Raw genomic sequence first — 17433 nt, forward strand, 5'->3', positions numbered from 1 at the left:
CGCCGCGTCAGGTGCTCGGGGCGCTCGGCGCCGCGCTGCCCGCTGAGCCGCCCGCTGAGCCGCCCGACGGCGTGAGCGCGTCGCGCCGCTCGGTCGGCGGGACGCCGACGCGCCCCGCGACGAGCACCGCGCCCAGCGCGAGCACCGCCGTGAGCAGGAACGACCCGACGAACGGCGCGGGGCCGGCGTAGCCGTCGGCGCCGCCCGCGGTCACGAACACCACGCCGGTCAGCGCGAGGGCCAGGGCCGCGCCGACCGAGTCCGCGATCGAGTTGGCGGCGCTGTTGCGGCCCTGGTCCGCCGGCGTCGACCACCCCAGCAGCAGCACGTTCAGCCGGGACGAGCCGAGACCCATGCCGGCCCCGGTCGCGGTCCACACCGCCACGAGCGCCCACGCGGGGAGGCCCAGCGCCGTGACCAGCGTGGCGCCCGTGACCCCCGCGAGCACCAGCGCCGTGCCGAGGCGCACGGCCGTGCGGCTGGGCAGCCCGGCCCCCAGGCGTCCCTGCACGACCGACCCGACCGACCACGCCAGCGCGGACGTCGAGAGCCCCAGCCCGCTGGCCGTGGTGCCCCACCCGTCCCGGTCGACCAGCAGGTAGGGGACGTACACCTGCGCCCCGAAGAACGCACCGGAGACCAGCACGCGCGTCGCGATCACGGCCGGCAGGCCGGGGCGCGCGCGCAGCGCGCCGCGCGGCACGAGGGGACGCATGGCGCCGACCGCACCCAGGGCGGCCGTGGCGGCGACGGCCTGCGACCAGGGCGCGGGCAGCTGGGCGGCGACGTTGAGCGCGAGCACCGCGACCGCGACCAGCACGGCCCACGCGACCCGACGGGCGGCGCGGTCACCGGCGGGGGCCGACGCGGCCCGGTCCGGCGCCGCCGACCCCGCGGCACCCCGCACCGTACCGAGCAGGGGGACGGTCGTCGGGACGACGAGGACGGCGACGCCGAGGAACACCCACCGCCAGCCGGCGAGGTCCGCCACGAGACCCGCGAGCGACGGCCCCACCACGGACGGCAGCACCCACGCCGTGGAGAACCACGCGAACACGCGCGGGTGCAGCACCGGGGGGTAGGCGCGGGCGACGACGACGAGCAGCGTGACGTTGAGAACGCCACCCCCGAGCCCTTGGGCGAGCCGCCCCAGCACGAGCACCGGCATCGACGCGGCGGCCCCGGCGACGACGAGCCCGAGCACGAACAGCACGACGCCCGCGGCGAACGGCGGGCCGGGCCCGCGCCGGTCGGACCACGCGCCGGCCACGACCATGCCGACGACACCGGTCGCCAGCGGTCCGGCGAACGCGAACGCGTACAGGGCGCGCCCGTCCAGCACCTCGGCCACCTGCGGCATCACGGTGGTCACGGCGAACGACTCGAAGGCGACCAGCACGACCAGCGCGAACATCGCGGCGGACACGGGGCGACGGGCGCGCCACATCGCATCGGGGGTCGCGTCGTCGGGGAGCGTCACGGCAGGACCGTCCGGCGCTACCGTCACGGCGCGACCCGGAGCACCCGGAACCCCTTCGCGCTGGCCTCGCGCGTGGTGGGCAGCCCGGCCTCCTCGACCAGCCAGCGCTGCAGCGGGTCGGCACCGAGGTTGCGTCCCACGACCAGCCAGCCCTCGCCGCCGGGCGCCAGGCGGGGCAGCCACCGCGTCAGCAGCCCGTGCAGCGCGGGCTTGCCGATGCGCACCGGCGGGTTCGACCAGACGGCCGCGAACCGCACGTCGTCCGGCACGTCGTCAGGGGTCGCGGCCACGACGTTCGTCAGACCGAGCCGCACGGCGTTGCGGCGCACCAGGTCGAGCGCGCGCTCGTTGACGTCCACGGCCCACACCCGGGCGTCGGGCGCGAGCAGCGCGAGCGTGAGCGCGACGGGTCCCCAGCCGCAGCCGAGGTCGAGCAGGTCGCCGCGGGGCGGTGGCGCCGGCACGGTCCGCAGGAGCACCTGCGTGCCGAGGTCGACGTGGTCGGGGGAGAACACGCCCCCGGCCGTCTCCACCTCCACGTCGCGCCCTGCCAGGTGCACGCGCAGCGTGCGGCGCTGCTCGGGGGAGGCCGGTCGGGCCGTGAAGTAGTGCTGACCCTGCTGGTCGTCGGTGCCGCTCACCTGCCGAGGCTAGCGGCGCGCGAGGGTGTGCCCGCAGCGAAAACCCGTCGCGGGCGTCGTACGTGCGTGCGATCCTGGACACAGCCATCCGCCGACGAGAGGACCCGCGTGGACGACCGAGAGCACACCACCGACGAGGCGCAGCAGGCGCCGGCGCGCAGCGCGCAGGAGGTGGCCGACGACGTCGTCGCACGTGTGCTCGCACGGGCCGGTACCGCGCTGCAGTCCGGCGGGACGTCGCACACCGCGTTCGACGGCGACCAGCTCGACCTCGAGGAGCGCACGTCGCTGCGGCGGGTCTCCGGGCTGTCGACCGAGCTCGAGGACGTCTCCGAGGTCGAGTACCGCAAGCTGCGCCTCGAGCGGGTCGTGCTCGTGGGCCTGTGGGGCTCCGGCTCGGTCGAGGACGCCGAGAACTCGCTGCGCGAGCTGGCGGCCCTCGCGGAGACGGCCGGCTCGGAGGTGCTCGACGGGCTGCTGCAGCGCCGCCGGACGCCCGACCCCGGCACGTTCCTCGGCTCGGGCAAGGCGGCCGAGCTGGCGACGCTCGTCGCGGCCGTGGGCGCGGACACCGTCGTGGTCGACGGCGAGCTGGCGCCGTCCCAGCGGCGCGCGCTGGAGGACGTGGTCAAGGTCAAGGTCGTGGACCGCACTGCGCTGATCCTCGACATCTTCGCGCAGCACGCGAAGTCCCGGGAGGGCAAGGCGCAGGTCGAGCTCGCGCAGCTCGAGTACCTCCTGCCGCGCCTGCGCGGGTGGGGTGAGTCGATGAGCCGCCAGGCCGGTGGCCAGGTCGGCGGCGCCGGCGCGGGCATGGGCTCACGCGGGCCGGGCGAGACGAAGATCGAGCTCGACCGCCGCCGCATCCGCAACCGGATGGCGAAGCTGCGTCGGGAGATCGCCGCGATGGCGCCCGCGCGCGAGACGAAGCGGGCCTCCCGCAAGCGCAACGCGATCCCGTCGGTCGCGATCGCCGGCTACACCAACGCCGGCAAGTCCTCGCTGCTCAACCGGCTGACGCACGCGGGTGTGCTGGTCGAGAACGCGCTCTTCGCGACCCTCGACCCGACCGTGCGTCGCGCGGAGGCCGCCGACGGGCGCGTCTACACGCTGGTCGACACGGTCGGGTTCGTGCGCGCCCTGCCGCACCAGCTCGTCGAGGCGTTCCGCTCGACGCTGGAGGAGGTGGCCGACGCCGACCTCATCCTGCACGTCGTGGACGCGGCGCACCCCGACCCCGAGGGGCAGATCGCCGCCGTGCGGCACGTGTTCGCCGACATCCCCGGCGCCATGGACGTGCCCGAGATCATCGTCCTCAACAAGGCCGACCTCGCGTCGCCGGAGGCGGTGGCGCGGCTGCGCTCGCGCGAGGTGCACTCGGTCGTCGTGTCCGCCCACACCGGGGAGGGCATCGAGGAGCTCGGCGCCCTGATCGCCGACCAGCTGCCTCGCCCCGGCGTGCAGGTCGAGGTCGTGGTGCCCTACGCGCGCGGCGACCTCGTCAACCGCGTGCACGAGCACGGCGACATCGACCACGAGGAGCACACGGCGGCCGGAACGCTGCTGCGCGCCCGGGTCGACGCGGGTCTGGCTGCGGAGCTCGAGGCGGCGGCGCGCACGGCATGACCGCGGACGGTCCGCGGGTGTGGTGCAGTGCGTCCCGGTGCCCGGGCGGGCACGAGGGGTGTCGGCGGCCGCGACTACGCTGACGCGGTGCCCGAGCCCGAACCTGCGTCGTCGACAGGCACCGACGACGGCGCCCGCGCCCCGCACGCGGCAGCGGAGGTCGACGAGCTCCTGGACCTGGCCGTCGGGGCGCTCGGCGGCGGGCGGCGCGACGGGCAGCACGCGATGGCGCAGGCCGTGGCCGACGCGCTGCGCACCGGTGAGCACCTCCTCGTCCAGGCCGGCACGGGCACGGGCAAGTCGCTCGGCTACCTCGTGCCCGCCGTGCGGCACGCCGTGCTGGCCGAGGAGCGCGTGGTGGTGTCGACCGCGACGCTGGCGCTGCAGCGCCAGGTGCTCACGCGTGACCTGCCGCTCGTCACCACGGCGCTGGCGTCGAAGCTGCCGCGCCAGGCGCAGATCGCGCTGCTGAAGGGCTGGCACAACTACCTGTGCGTCCACAAGGTTGCCGGCGGCTACCCGTCCGACGACCAGGGGACGCTCTTCGACGTCCCCGAGCGGCCCGGCGCCGCCGAGCACCCGCCCGTGGTCGAGGACGGCGACACCGTGCGCGAGTCGCTGGGCGAGCAGGTGGTCCGCGTGCGCGAGTGGGCCGAGGAGACGACCACGGGCGACCGTGACGACCTCGTCCCGGGCGTGTCCGACCGTGCGTGGCGGCAGGTGTCCGTCACCGCCATGGAGTGCCTCGGGGGGACGTGCCCGATGCTCGCCGAGTGCTTCCCGGAAGCCGCCCGGGCGCGCTCGCGGGAGGCGGACGTGGTCGTGACGAACCACGCGATGCTGGGGATCGCCGCGTCCGGCTCGCCCGGCGTGCTGCCCGAGCACCAGGTCGTGGTCGTCGACGAGGCGCACGAGCTGGCCGACCGGGTCACGGCGCAGGCGACGGCCGAGCTGTCCCTGCCGGCGATCGAGCAGGCGGCGCGCATGGCGCGACGTCACGGCGGCGTCCCCACCACCGACCTGGACACCGCCGCGCAGCACCTCGCGAGCGTCATCGTGCCCCTGCCCGAGGGCCGGTTCCCCCGCGGGCTGCCGGAGGACGTGCGCCTGGCCGTGGCCGCCGTGCGCGACGCGGCGCGCACGCTGCTGACGGCGCTGAAGCCGGAGGCAGGTGCGCGCGACGCCGCGGACGGGGGCCGCAAGATGGCCAACTCCGCGATGCTCCTGCTGTTCGAGGTCGCCGAGCGGATGGCTGCCGACCCCGAGCAGAACGCGTCGACCGTGCTCTGGTGCGCGCGCGGGGAGGACCGCCGGGGCGTCACGACCACGCGGCTGCACGCGGCACCCCTGGCCGTGGCGGGCCTGGTCCGCAGCAACCTGCTGGCGGGGCGGACGGCGGTGCTGACGTCCGCGACGCTCACGCTCGGTGGGTCGTTCGATCCCGCCGCCCGCTCGGTAGGGCTGGCGGTGCGCCCGGACGCGGCACCCGTCGGGCCGCAGGCCGTGGCCGGTGCCGCGACGACGGGCGTCCCCGCGCCCGGTGGCACGCAGCCGCCCCCGGCCGGCGAGGAGGTCCTGCGCTGGCGCGGCCTCGACGTCGGCAGCCCGTTCGACTACCCGCGGCAGGGCATCTGCTACGTCGCGCGGCGGCTCCCGCCACCGGGACGCGAACCGGCCACGGACGCCCAGCTCGACGAGATCGCCACCCTGGTCGAGGCGGCCGGGGGCCGCACGCTCGGGCTCTTCACGTCCCGCCGCGCGGCGACGGTCGCGGCGGAGGCGATGCGCGAGCGGCTGGACGTGCCGGTCCTGCTGCAGGGGGACGACCAGCTCCCGACGCTGGTCGCGCGGTTCGCCGCCGACGAGCCGACGTGCCTGTTCGGCACCCTGTCGCTGTGGCAGGGCGTCGACGTGCCGGGCCCGGCCTGCCGGCTCGTCGTCATCGACCGCATCCCGTTCCCGCGCCCCGACGACCCGGTGCGCTCGGCCCGCTCCGACGCGGTGGCCGCCGCGGGCGGCAACGGGTTCATGTCCGTCGCCGCCACCCACGCCGCGCTGCTGCTGGCCCAGGGCGCGGGGCGCCTGGTGCGCTCGGGGGAGGACCGCGGGGTGGTCGCGGTGCTCGACCCGCGGCTGGCGACGGCGCGCTACGGCGAGTTCCTGCAGCGGTCCATGCCGCCGTTCTGGCGGACCACCGACCGCGAGGTCGTGCTCGCCGCGCTGCGCCGGCTGGCCGGTTCCGACTAGCCTCGTGCCTGGGGCGTGCGGACCGGGCGTGTGCGTCCCGGGCTCGGCTCGACGCCCGTGACGAGGGGAAACACCATGGTCGACGCCATCGAGGGCGACGAGTACGCCCTGAGCACGACGCCGTCCGTGCCGCGCCGCACGTCGAAGCTGGGCATCGTCGGCGCGGGCGCGGTGGGCTCGACCATGGCCTACGCCGCCCTGATGCGCGGTGCGGCGCGGACCGTGGCGCTGCTCGACGTCAACCGCGCGAAGGTCGACGCGGAGGTCCTCGACCTGTCGCACGGCATCCAGTTCACGTCGATGGCCGAGGTGATCGGGTCGGACGACGTGGCCGTGATGGCGGACTGCGACATCGTCATGTTCACCGCAGGCGCCAAGCAGAAGCCCGGCCAGACCCGTATCGACCTGGCCGAGGCGACGATCTCCCTGGTCAAGAACGTGCTGCCCGGCATCGTCGAGGTCGCACCGAACGCCGTCTACGTGATGGTGACCAACCCGGTGGACGTCGTGACGTACGCGGCGATGAAGATCTCCGGGCTGCCGCCCGGGCAGGTCTTCGGGTCCGGCACGGTGCTCGACTCCTCGCGGCTGCGGTACCTCATCGCGCGGCACACCGGCGTGGCGGTGCAGAACGTGCACGCGTACGTCGCGGGCGAGCACGGCGACACCGAGATCCCGCTGTGGAGCTCGTCGACCATCGGCGCCGTGCCGATCCTCGACTGGGAGGGCACGGGCGGCAACGGCCCCCTGACGCGCGAGGTGCGCGACTCCATCGCACGGGAGGTCGTCGAGTCCGCCTACCGCATCATCGAGGGCAAGGGCGCGACCAACTACGCGATCGCCCTCGCGGGCTCCCGGATCATCGAGGCGGTGCTCAAGGACGAGCGCCGGATCCTGCCGGTGTCCTCGTTGCTGGACCAGTACCTCGGCATGTCCGACGTCTGCCTCAGCGTGCCCTCGATCGTCGGTGCGGCGGGCGTGCTGGAGAGGCTCGAGGTGCCGATGTCCTCCGACGAGATCATGGGGATGCGTCGCTCCGCGGAGGCAGTCCGGTCGGTCGCACGCCGCTTCGGCTTCTGACCTCGCACGGCGGCCGCCGCCGCCCAGCGGGCCGGAAGCGCGCCGGGACGGGCGGCGGCCTGCCGACCTCGGCCCGCGGGCGCGTCAGTGCGAGCGCAGGGCGGTGACCAGCTCGGCCTTGCGCATGGCGGAGCGGCCCGTGATGCCGATCTCGGCGGCGCGCCGCCGCAGGTCCGCGACCGTCCAGTCGTCGTAGTCGCCCGCCCGACCGCCCGCGCGGCCGACCGCCGAGCGCCCGCGCGCCGCCGCGGCGTTGGCGATGCGCGCGGACTTCTCCTTGCTGTTGCCCCGGTCCCGCAGGTCCTCGTACAGCTCGGGGTCCTTCACGCTGGGGCCGGGGTCGCGACGTGCGGGCATGGTGTCTCCCTGCGGGCTGGCCGTGTGCCGGGCCGTCCGGCGCACGGCCACAGCCTCGCGCGGCGGGTGACCCGTCGCACGGCGACGCCGGCGGGCCGGCGCTACAGGCTCCGCAGGACGCTGACGACGCGTCCGAGCACGGTCGCCTCGTCGCCGTCGATCGGTGCGTAGGCCGGGTTGTGGGGCAGCAGCCAGACGTGGCCGTCGGCGCGCTTGAGGGTCTTCACCGTCGCCTCCCCGTCGATCATCGCGGCCACGATCTCGCCGTTCTCGGCCACCGGCTGACGTCGCACCACCACCCAGTCGCCGTCGCAGATGGCGGCGTCGATCATCGAGTCGCCGGCCACCTTGAGCAGGAAGAGCTCACCCTCCCCGACCAGCTGGCGCGGCAGGGGGAAGACGTCCTCGACGACCTGCTCGGCGACGATCGGCCCGCCTGCGGCGATCCGGCCCACGACGGGCACGTACGACGGGGCGGGGGCGCTGTCGCGCTCGGGCAGGTCGGTGTCCGGCGCGGGGCCGTCCGACCCGGCGCCCCACCGTGCGACGCTGCGCGCGTCGTCCGGCTGCACGACCTCGATGGCGCGGGGCCGGTGCGGGTCGCGCCGCAGGTAGCCCTTGCGCTCGAGCGCCGTGAGCTGGTGCTTGACGCTGGACGGGCTGGTGAGCCCGACGGCCTCGCCGATCTCCCGCATGCTCGGCGGGTACCCGCGCTGCTCGACCGAGGCGCGCACGGTCTCCAGGACGAGGCGCTGGCGCGTGGTCAGCCCGTCGCCGGGGACCTCGTCGGCGTCGGTGGGGGACGCGGCCGCGGCGGCGGCCCGCCCGCGGGCCTGCGTCGTCGAGCCGTGCTGCACGTCCACTGCGCCTCCTGCGTCGGTCGACGCGGGGCCCGGGGCGGGACCCGCGTGCGCCGGGCGCCGCCACCCGCGCCGGGCCTCGCCCTCGGGGACGAGCTCCGGCGACGGTCGCCGCCTCCGACGTCGCCACGGCGATGTCGGAGGTCGGTGGTGCACTCGTCGCAGTGCTCACCCTAGGGGCGGGGGGTGGTCGGATCAAACATCTGTTCGATCGTGTCTCGACGCGTGTCGGTCCGGTCTGGTAGACATCGTACAAGCGTTCGACGAACACGTGTTCGATCGAGCGGACAGATGCCGGGTCGGGTCGAGGTCGAGGACCGGGATCGACGACGAGAGGAACGCAGGATGAGCGCGATGACGACGGAACGGACGGTGCGACCGGCCGCGGGTGTCCGTGCGGTGCGTCCGGCACCCGTGGTGCGGGACGCGAGCACGCGTGCTGCGCGGCCGACGGGGCCCTCGTCGACGCTCCACCTCACGCGTCGCGGCCGGCTCGTCGTCTGGACGGTGGCCGCGCTGGTGGCGCTCGGCGTCGGCGGCGCCGCGGGCGCCTGGGCCGACGGCCCTGCGGCCGCTCCTGAGGTGCGGCGCGTCGTCGTCGCACCCGGGGACACCCTGTGGGGCATCGCGGCGGAGGCCGCCTCCCCGGGCGAGGACGTGCGGGACGTCGTGCTCGAGCTGATGGCGCTCAACGAGCTGCCCTCCGGCGGGGTGCAGGCCGGGCAGACGGTGGTCGTGCCGGCGCGCTGAGCGCACGGCGACGGGCGGAAGGCCCGCGGCGCGGCACTGCGGGCGGGTCCGCCACGCTGTGGGCCGCGACGGCGCCCACCGCGCCCCGACGGTGGCAGGGATGTTGCGGCGGCAGGCCGTACCGCTTAGCGTCGCGTGCGTCCGCGCGGCGCTGTCGAGGCGGACGTCATCTGCGCCACGCCGAGAGGTCCGCTGTGCACTGTCCGTTCTGCCGGCATCCCGACTCCCGTGTGGTCGACTCCCGCACCTCCGACGACGGGTCGTCGATCCGGCGCCGCCGTCAGTGCCCGAGCTGCCACCGTCGGTTCACCACCGTCGAGACCGCGAGCCTGTCCGTCGTGAAGCGGTCCGGGGCCACCGAGCCCTTCAGCCGCGAGAAGATCGCCAACGGTGTGCGCAAGGCGTGTCAGGGGCGACCGGTGAGCGAGGACGACCTCGCGCTCCTGGCGCAGAAGGTCGAGGAGAGCCTGCGCACGTCCGGCTCGGCCGAGATCGACGCCTACGAGATCGGTCTGGCGATCCTCGGGCCGCTGCGCGAGCTCGACGAGGTCGCCTACCTCCGGTTCGCCAGCGTCTACCAGGCGTTCGACTCCCTGGAGGACTTCGAGACCGCGATCTCGGGACTGCGTGCCGAGCACCGCGCGTCCCGCGCGGGCGAGGACGACGCACCCGCCGGGACGGCGTCGAGCGGGGTCTGACCCTCGCCGTCCGGCGTGCCCCGCAGGAATGGGCTGGCGTGGACGGCCGCGGTCGACCACGCTGGGACCGCCGGTGTGACCACGCCGGCGAGCGGAGGACAAGCACATGACCCAGGACGATCAGCCGTCGGCAGTCAGCGACGAGGCCAAGGAGAAGTTCCGGGCCGCGCTCGAGCACAAGAAGGCCCAGGGGCACCGCAGCGCGGACGGCAGCCGCAACACCGGCGCGGTCCACGGCGCGGAGACGGCGGGGCCGGTCCAGCGACGGTTCCAGCGCAAGTCCGGCTCGGCCTGACCGGTCAGGGACCGGCAGCGAGCCGCAGGGGGTCGCGCAGCACACGGCTGCGCGGCCCCCTTCGTCGTCGTCGGCCCCGACATCACCATCGGGCCGGCAGGCACGACAGGGCGTCCGGCCCGGTCAGTCGAGCAGGCGCAGCCGCAGCGACTCCGGTCGGCCGCGCAGCACGTCGGCCACCTCCTGCGGGACGGGCGACGCGACGTCGGTGACGACGTAGCCGAGCTCGCCGCGGGTCGCGAGCAGCTGACCCTCGATGTTGACGCCGTGCTCGGCGAGGGTGGCGTTGATCGTCGCCAGGACGCCGGGCACGTTGCGGTGCAGGTAGGCGATGCGGTGCGCGTCCGGGCGCTGGTCGAGCGCGAGGTTCGGGAGGTTGACCGACAGGTTGGTCGAGCCGGTCGCCAGGTAGTCACGCACCTTGTTGGCGACGAACTGGCCGATGGCGGCCTGTGCCTCCTCGGTCGACCCGCCGGTGTGCGGCGTGAGGATCACGTTGGGCAGTCCGCGCAGCTCCGACTCGAACGGGTCGCCCTTGCGCTTGGGCTCGGTCGGGAAGACGTCGACCGCGGCGCCCGCCACGTGGCCGGACAGCACGGCGTCGCGCAAGGCGGCGTAGTCGACGACGAAGCCGCGGGACAGGTTGAGGAAGATCGAGCCCGGGCGCATGCGCGCGATCTGCTTGGCACCGAACATCCCGGCGTTCCCGGCGCGCCCGTCGACGTGCAGCGTGACGACGTCCGCCTCCTCGAGCAGCTCGTCGAGGGTGTCCATCCGGCGGGCGTTGCCGAGCGCGAGCTTCTCGGCGGTGTCGTAGAACACGACCGACATGCCGAGGTTCTCGGCGAGCACGGACAGCTGGGTGCCGATGTTGCCGTAGCCGATGATGCCGAGCGTGCGGCCGCGCACCTCGTGCGCGCCGGTGGCCGACTTGTTCCAGACGCCCGCGTGCATGTCCTTGTCGAACACCGTCAGGCGGCGCGTCAGGGAGATGATGTCGGCGATCGCGATCTCCACGACGGACCGCGTGTTGGAGAACGGTGCGTTGAAGACGGCGATCCCGTGGCCGGCGGCGGCGTGCAGGTCGATCTGGTTGGTGCCGATGCAGAAGGCGCCCACGACCTCGAGGTCGGGGGCGGCCGCCAGCACCTCGGCAGGCACGTCGGTCTTGGACCGGATCCCCAGCACCTGGACGCCGGCGAGGGCCTCGACGAGCTCGGCCTCGTCGAGCGCGCCGGTGCGCGTCACGACGTCGAAGCCGGCGGACTCGAGGATGGTCCGGGCGTGCGGGTGGAGGTTCTCGAGGAGCAGGGCGGTGGGCACGCCTCATGGTGCTCCCGTCCCGCGGCGTGGACCAAAGCCGTCCCGAGGGCCGGGACGCGTCCGCCCGGACCACGGGTCGGGGGGACGCGTCCGGCCCGCGGCGGCTAGCCCGCGGCGCAGGCGAGCGTGGGGGCTACCGAACCGCCCGAGGACGAGCCGATGACGCCGAAGGTCGTCGCGGCCCCCGCCCCGAGCCTGCCGTTCCACGCCGCGTTGCGTGCCGTGAGCGTGCTCCCGCCACCGGTCAGCGTCGTGCTCCACGACTGCGTGATTCCGACACCCGGCGGGAGTCCCAGCGTCACGACCCAGCCCGTCAGGGGGGCGGTCCCCGCCGTGACGGTGACCTCGCCCTGGAACCCGCCGGGCCAGGCGGACACCGTCCGGAACGTCGCCGTGCACGCCTGCCCGCCGGGGTCGCGGCCGGGTGTCGGCGACGCGGACGTGACGGGCGACGCGGTCGGGCCGGTGGAGACCGACGGTGACGGCGTCGGGGCCGGCGACGCGGTGGACGTCGGCGGGGGACTCGCCGGACCGCCCCACGCGGCGGGGGTGTCGAGCCACGCGGCGCGGCGCAGCATCCAGTCCTCCAGGTAGGCCACCTGACCGTTCCAGGTGGGGGCCGTCGGGGTGACAAAAGGCCCGATCAGCTGGGTCGACAGGTTCGGCCAGCGCTGCGCGTTGCGGGCTGCGGCCCCGCTCAGCGGGCCCGTCAGCCGGGTGACGTGGCCGCGCAGCGCCGTGTCGGCCAGCGGGCCACGGCGCAGCTCCTGCCAGCGCGCCCGCACGCGCTCGACGAACGCCGGGTCGCGCATGAGCACGGTGAACCAGTCGTTCGGCGGGTTCTGGCGGGTCTGCTCGTACTGCCACCCCGTGACCTGGTCGTTCTGGAAGTAGCCCCCCACCCCGAACGTGAGGTCGAAGTCCCACAGCGGCCCGGCGGTCAGCAGTCCGCCGCGGTCCTTGTGGAAGTACTGGCTGCGGTAGTACGCATCCATGTCGCGGCTCAGCTCGTTGACGATCACCAGGTCGACGAACGAGTCGACGTCGACGAGCGACGGGTAGCCGGTTGCCGGGTCGGCGCGCCCGGGGGAGTGGATCGCGTCGTTGACGCGTCCGACGTACCCCGCGATGTACTCGAGCTGTGCCGGTACGAGGTCGTCGGGGTCGTGGACCTCGAGGTCGGACCAGCAGGTCGACCCGCCCCGGCACGGCACGAGCGGCTCCTCGGCGGCCAGCCACTCGAACTTGAGGATGTACCCGCCCTCGACGCGTGGCGGTGCGACGTCCTCGGGGTCCAGCTTCTTGAGGTCCAGCCGGTTCTTCTGGTTCTTGATCGTCTCCTCGAGCAGGTACACGCCCCGGTAGTCGTCGGCGGCGACGGGACGGGCGTCGTCGTTGACGTAGACCTCGACGAACCGGTAGCGGGGCGTCGCCAGCCCCATCTCCCGCCCGAGGTCGAGCACGAGCGCCTCGCGGACCAGCGACTTGTCGGCGAACGGACCCCGCAGCACCCAGTCGGACTCTGCCGGCATGCCGAAGAACGGCAGGTCGGCGTCGTCACCCGTGTCGTCCCACAGCTCCAGGCGGTAGGGCTTCTTGTCGAACATGCGGCTCGACTGACCGCGCAGGCGGTAGCCGCCGGCGGTGACGAGCGCGGGCGGCGACGTCAGCGTCGTGGTGCCGCCGGTCGGCTGCAGCTCCAGCATCGCGGCGGCGTGGTAGTCGTCCCCGACGGCGCCCTTGCCGAACGAGTCGACCACGAGCACCGGCAGGTCGTGGCGGGTGGTGACGGACGTGGCGACGTAGCGCGCCGTCGCCGGCTCACCGCTGGGGGCCGCGCCGACGAACGCCTGCGCCCGCACCTCGGTGCTCCGCGTCAGGGTGAGCGGGCCGGACGCGACGGGGGAGGAGCCGGTCGGGACCGACCCGTCGGTGGTGTACCGGACCTGCGCGCCGGGTGCGGCCGCCGCGAGGGTGACCTGCAGCGTCCCGGTGAACCCGCCCGGGGGGACCGAGAACGTCACGTCACCGTCGGGCGACGGGGCCGCCGGCGCCGCGGCCGGAACGGGTGCGCCGGCGGCGGGTGCGGCGCCCGCCAGGGGCGCCGCCAGGGCACAGGCGAGCACTCCCAGGGCGAGGGTGCGGGAGCTCCGTCGTGACATCGTCGTCTCCTCCGGTGGCGGGTGCCGTGGTCAGCGGGGGCCGGGCGCCGGGTCGGGCGCGCCGTCGGGCAGCAGATGACGGCCCAGCGTGCGCCGCCAACGGTTCGCGGGGAGCTCGGGCCGCAGCGCCGCCAGCCCCGTCGCGTACTTCGAGATCCGCAGCGGGCGGTGCCCGTGCGCCCACAGCAGCCGGTCGGCGGCCGAGGCCGTCGCACCGGTCTTGGTCTCGACCACGGCCATGTGCGGCAGGTGGAGCGGCCGGCGGCCGTCGTGCCACACCAGGTCGACGTCGATCGTCAGCCTGCTGCCCGTGTCGGGCAGCAGGACCGTGGCTCGTCGGTAGCGCGTGAGCAGGCTCGGCCGCCAGTGCATCTGGTCGGCGTGCGCGATGCCGTGCGCCCCGAGCGTGGCGGTGACGAACGGCAGCGCCGGTGCGACGTCCTCGCGGTCGTCGAGCCGGTGCGGGACGCGGTCCTTGACCGTGGTGCCGCGCGCACCGCGGGTCTTGACCTCGATCCAGCACTGCGCCGAGTCGACGTACGTGCGCGTGCGCACCTTGAACCGCCGCCGGCGCCGCCGTGCGGCCAGGTGGTACGCGAGGAGTTCCGGCGTGTCGAAGTACACGGACTCGTACGCGAACAGCCGGCGGGACGCGATCTCCAGCACCTGGGCGTCCCGCGGCAGCCGGCGCACCAGCCCGTCGACCGCCTCGACCGGGACGAGGTACTTGCGGTCCACCCGGGTCAGCAGGCCGGCGCGCTCGACGAGCTCGTCGAGGCCGACGGGCACGAGGCGCGCCACCGGGTCGGCCAGCAGCTCGACAGCGGGCGTCACGAGCCGGCACCCGCCGTGGACGTGCGGGCGGCCTCCCGGCCGGTCTCCCCGTGCCCCCGGCGTCGCGACGGCGGCACGGTCTCGTACCGGACGTCCACCCACGTGGTGTCGTCGACGAGGTCGACGCGCTGCACGGCGACCTGGTGGACCCGTGCGCCGAGCAGGCCCTCCAGACGTGCCACGAGCGCCACGCGGTCGAGCACGGCCCCGTCGAGCACGAGCTCCTGGCGGTGGTGCCGGCGCAGGACGCGGGGGTGGTCCGCCACGACGACCGTGAGCAGCAGCAGCGCCATGAACACGACGGAGTGCCACAGCACCTGCGCGGGAAGCGCTCCCAGGATGCCGAGGGCGAGGGCGGCGAAGTAGTACGCGACCTCGCGCTGGTCGATCTCGGTGGAGCGCAGCCGGATGATCGACAGCACCCCGAACAGGCCCAGGCCCAGACCCGCGCCGATCGCGGCGGAGGACAGCGTGGACGCGACGGCGAGCACGCCGACGTTCATGCCGAGGTACGCGACCACCAGGTCGCGCCGACGGTGGCGGCGGAAGTACGTCGACGTCAGCAGGCCGATGGCCACGAGGTCGACGGCGACGAGCACGATCTGGTCCATGCGCGGTGATCCCCCTGGTGTCAGCCGGCGCTGCGTGACGTCGGGATGAGCACCGGGTGAACATCCCGCGACTGCGCAGGACCATGACCGGCGGCACCCGGGGAGGTCAACGGTGCTAAACGTTTGCCGTCGCTCGCCGCCGGACCGGCCGGGCGTCCTCCGCGGGGGGCTAGGTGCGCTCGGTGAACCCCGCCGGCAGGTCCCGGGTGTGCAGCACGTGCAGCGCGTGCGTCGGGCGCGTCATGGCCACGTACAGGTCACCGGCCGAGACCTCGAGGACCTCCGCGGGCTCCACGAGCACCACCACGTCGAACTCGAGCCCCTTGGCCTGGCCCGGCGTGAGCACCACCAGCGGCGCGTGCAGGTCCACCGCGTCGCCCGCGGGGACGTCGCGCCCCGCCGCGACGAGCGTGGCCCGCACCTGCGCCGCGCGCTCCGGCGTGGCCACCACCGCGACCCGTCCGGCACCGGCGGCGTCGCGGACCTCGTCCGTCAGCGCCTCGGCGCGCGCGGCCGCGGTCGCCGCCAGGCGCGCGTCGTCGTCGACCCGTGTGCAGGTGAGCGCGTCGGGCACGTCGCGGGCCGACGTCTGAGGGCTGACCGGCAGCCCGGCCGCCAGGGCCACCCGGCGGGCGGTGTCGGCGACGACGGCGGGGGTCCGGTAGTTCACGGTGAGCTCGGCGAGCCGCCACGAGCCGCGCAGCAGCGGGTCCAGCATCGCGGCCCACTCGTGCGTGCCGCCGGCGGCCGACGTCTGCGCGACGTCGCCGACGATGGTCAGCGACCGCGTGGGGACCCGTCGCAGCAGGGCACGCCATGCCATGGCGGACAGCTCCTGCGCCTCGTCCACCACGACGTGCCCGTAGGTCCACGCGCGGTCCGCCGCGGCACGCTCGGCGGTGGTGAGCGACGGTCCGCTGCCGGCGAACCGGCCCGCGAGGGTCTCGGCCGAGACGAGGTCGCCCGCCCCGGTGCTGCGCAGCACCTGCCGGGCGTACTCCACGTCGGCCGCGCGCTGCGCCGCCTCGGCGCGCGCCTGGGCACGCGCGGCCTGGTCGTCCTCGCCCAGCAGCTCCGCCGCCTCGTCGAGCAGCGGGACGTCCGCCGGCGTCCAGGGGGCGTCGGCCGGCCGGGCCAGCAGCGCACGCTGGCGGGGCGACAGCTCCGGTGCCGCGGCCTCGAGGCGGTGGGGCTTGGTCCACAGGTCCCGCAGCAGGCCCTGCGGCGTCAGGGGCATCCAGGCCAGGTTCAGTGCGACACGGATCTCGCGCGTGGTGCGCAGGTCCTCGATGATCTCGGCGCGGTCCTCCGGCGCCACGTCGCCGCCGAGCTGCTGGACGTACTGCTCCGCGAGACGGCCCAGCATGTCGCGCACGAACGTGACGCGCGCCAGGTTGTGCGGTCGGTGCTGGCGCCGGGCGCGGCTGATCGCGGACGCGACGTCCTGCGGGCGCACCACGACCGTGCGCCCGTCGATGCGCACGCGCGTGGGCTGCTGCGGCACCCGCTGGCGCTGGCGCACCGCGCGGGCGACCACCTCCGCCATGACGGTGCTGCCCTTGAGCCGGGCGACCTCGTCGGGCTCGGTGCCGCGGGCCTCGACGCCGGGGAACAGGTCGGCCAGGGTCGCGGTGACGACGCCGGTCTCGCCGAGGGACGGCAGCACCTGGTCGATGTAGTGCAGGAACGTGCGCGACGGCCCGACCAGCAGCACACCGGAACGCTCCAGCAGCCGGCGGTGGGCGTACAGCAGGTAGGCCGCGCGGTGCAGCGCGACCGCCGTCTTGCCCGTGCCCGGGCCGCCCTGCACGACCAGGGCGCCGGCCAGGGGCGAGCGGATGATCGCGTCCTGCTCCGCCTGGATGGTGGCGACGATGTCGCCCATGCGTCCCGTGCGGGCGGCCCCCAGGGCGGCGAGGAGCGCACCCTCGCCGGACACGCCGGCCAGCGACGCGGGGTCGACCCCCTGCGCGACGAGCGCGTCGAGGTCCAGCACGTCGTCCTCGAGCCCCGTCACCCGGCGTCCGGCGGTCACCAGGTGACGGCGCCGCACGACGCCGTCGGGGTGCGCGGCGGTCGCGCGGTAGAACGCCTGGGCGGCAGGTGCGCGCCAGTCCGTGAGCAGCGGGGTCTGCTCCTCGTCCGTCAGGCCGATGCGCCCGATGTAACGGCGGTCCCCGTCGTGCAGGTCGAGACGGCCGAACGCGAGCCGGTCCTCGACGGCCTCGAGCTGCGCGACCCGGTCCTCGTAGAGCGTCGCGAACGCGTCGCGCTCCGAGCGGTTCTGCGGCGATCCCGACGGTCCGGCGCGTCGCACGGCAGCCAGCCGGCGCCGCGCCTGCGCGCGGAGCGCGTCGAGGCGTCCGTACAGGCCGTCGACGACCCGCTGCTCACCGGCCAGCTCGTTGTCGATCGCTGCCACGCGCGCGGACACCCCCGTCGCGCCGGGTCGGGCGCCCGGTCGCCACG

At 75.1% G+C, this 17433-nt stretch carries 15 protein-coding genes; 6 read left to right on the plus strand and 9 right to left on the minus strand.

Translation table 11 applies throughout. From position 1 onward, the window contains the following. Positions 1–7: 7 nt before the first annotated feature. Together KG103_RS07860 and KG103_RS07865 are read right to left on the minus strand one after the other, a co-directional pair. Positions 8–1480 (minus strand): MFS transporter, encoded by a 1473-nt coding sequence (locus KG103_RS07860; RefSeq protein ID WP_249670847.1) that lies wholly within the window; start codon positions 1478–1480, stop codon positions 8–10. A gap of 23 nt (positions 1481–1503) precedes the next feature. Beyond that, on the minus strand, positions 1504–2121 hold the full coding sequence (locus tag KG103_RS07865) for a class I SAM-dependent methyltransferase (protein WP_207341355.1): 618 nt from the start codon (positions 2119–2121) through the stop codon (positions 1504–1506). A gap of 108 nt (positions 2122–2229) precedes the next feature. On the opposite strand from KG103_RS07865, the gene hflX reads away from it, so the two are divergent. The 3 genes from hflX (at position 2230) to KG103_RS07880 (ending at position 7074) form a co-directional block, all read left to right on the plus strand. Continuing rightward, positions 2230–3747, plus strand: a complete 1518-nt coding sequence (gene hflX / locus KG103_RS07870) for a GTPase HflX (protein ID WP_207341354.1) — start codon at positions 2230–2232, stop codon at positions 3745–3747. A gap of 87 nt (positions 3748–3834) precedes the next feature. After that, entirely contained in the window at positions 3835–5994 is a 2160-nt protein-coding gene (locus KG103_RS07875; protein WP_207341353.1) for an ATP-dependent DNA helicase, read from the plus strand. A 75-nt stretch (positions 5995–6069) separates the two neighbouring features. Next, entirely contained in the window at positions 6070–7074 is a 1005-nt protein-coding gene (locus KG103_RS07880; RefSeq protein WP_207341495.1) for an L-lactate dehydrogenase, read from the plus strand. An 84-nt stretch (positions 7075–7158) separates the two neighbouring features. Here KG103_RS07880 and KG103_RS07885 read toward each other — a convergent pair whose 3' ends face one another. After that, positions 7159–7431 (minus strand): DUF7218 family protein, encoded by a 273-nt coding sequence (locus tag KG103_RS07885; RefSeq protein ID WP_207341352.1) that lies wholly within the window; start codon positions 7429–7431, stop codon positions 7159–7161. A gap of 101 nt (positions 7432–7532) precedes the next feature. Beyond that, a complete protein-coding gene (gene lexA / locus KG103_RS07890; protein WP_207800493.1) occupies positions 7533–8198 on the minus strand; it encodes a transcriptional repressor LexA in 666 nt (221 codons plus the stop codon). Positions 8199–8636: 438 nt separating this feature from the next. On the opposite strand from lexA, the gene KG103_RS07895 reads away from it, so the two are divergent. From KG103_RS07895 to KG103_RS07905, 3 genes are all read left to right on the plus strand, one after another. Then, complete coding sequence (locus tag KG103_RS07895) at positions 8637–9041, plus strand: LysM peptidoglycan-binding domain-containing protein (protein ID WP_242635673.1); 405 nt, start codon at positions 8637–8639, stop codon at positions 9039–9041. 194 nt (positions 9042–9235) lie between these two features. After that, the gene (nrdR, locus tag KG103_RS07900; RefSeq protein WP_207341350.1) at positions 9236–9739 is read left to right on the plus strand and encodes a transcriptional regulator NrdR; all 504 of its coding nucleotides are present in this window, start codon (positions 9236–9238) and stop codon (positions 9737–9739) included. 106 nt (positions 9740–9845) lie between these two features. Next, positions 9846–10034, plus strand: coding sequence for a DUF5302 domain-containing protein (locus KG103_RS07905; protein WP_089802184.1), 189 nt, complete (start codon positions 9846–9848; stop codon positions 10032–10034). A gap of 123 nt (positions 10035–10157) precedes the next feature. Here KG103_RS07905 and serA read toward each other — a convergent pair whose 3' ends face one another. The 5 genes from serA to KG103_RS07930 all read right to left on the minus strand — a co-directional run bounded on the left by serA (position 10158) and on the right by KG103_RS07930 (position 17386). Continuing rightward, positions 10158–11357 (minus strand): phosphoglycerate dehydrogenase, encoded by a 1200-nt coding sequence (gene serA, locus KG103_RS07910; RefSeq protein ID WP_207341349.1) that lies wholly within the window; start codon positions 11355–11357, stop codon positions 10158–10160. Between the two features lie 104 nt (positions 11358–11461). Further along, positions 11462–13519 (minus strand): CotH kinase family protein, encoded by a 2058-nt coding sequence (locus KG103_RS07915; RefSeq protein WP_207341348.1) that lies wholly within the window; start codon positions 13517–13519, stop codon positions 11462–11464. Between the two features lie 30 nt (positions 13520–13549). Further along, complete coding sequence (locus KG103_RS07920) at positions 13550–14353, minus strand: polyphosphate polymerase domain-containing protein (protein ID WP_249670848.1); 804 nt, start codon at positions 14351–14353, stop codon at positions 13550–13552. Beyond that, complete coding sequence (locus KG103_RS07925) at positions 14350–14964, minus strand: DUF4956 domain-containing protein (protein ID WP_207341347.1); 615 nt, start codon at positions 14962–14964, stop codon at positions 14350–14352. Before KG103_RS07925 ends, KG103_RS07920 begins: the two co-directional genes overlap by 4 nt. A gap of 169 nt (positions 14965–15133) precedes the next feature. Next, positions 15134–17386: a HelD family protein gene (locus tag KG103_RS07930; protein WP_249670849.1), complete on the minus strand. Its 2253-nt coding sequence runs from the start codon at positions 17384–17386 to the stop codon at positions 15134–15136. Positions 17387–17433: the final 47 nt, after the last annotated feature.

It is taken from the genome of Cellulomonas wangleii (assembly GCF_018388445.1).
GTDB classification, from domain to species: Bacteria; Actinomycetota; Actinomycetes; order Actinomycetales; family Cellulomonadaceae; genus Cellulomonas; species Cellulomonas wangleii.

Excerpts from the sequence above, each read along its gene's own strand:
- KG103_RS07925 (WP_207341347.1), bottom strand. The coding sequence starts at position 14,964 with ATGGACCAGATCGTGCTCGTCGCCGTCGACCTCGTGGCCATCGGCCTG.
- KG103_RS07915 (WP_207341348.1), bottom strand. The coding sequence starts at position 13,519 with ATGTCACGACGGAGCTCCCGCACCCTCGCCCTGGGAGTGCTCGCCTGT.
- KG103_RS07905 (WP_089802184.1), top strand. The coding sequence starts at position 9,846 with ATGACCCAGGACGATCAGCCGTCGGCAGTCAGCGACGAGGCCAAGGAG.
- KG103_RS07880 (WP_207341495.1), top strand. The coding sequence starts at position 6,070 with ATGGTCGACGCCATCGAGGGCGACGAGTACGCCCTGAGCACGACGCCG.
- KG103_RS07885 (WP_207341352.1), bottom strand. The coding sequence starts at position 7,431 with ATGCCCGCACGTCGCGACCCCGGCCCCAGCGTGAAGGACCCCGAGCTG.
- KG103_RS07895 (WP_242635673.1), top strand. The coding sequence starts at position 8,637 with ATGAGCGCGATGACGACGGAACGGACGGTGCGACCGGCCGCGGGTGTC.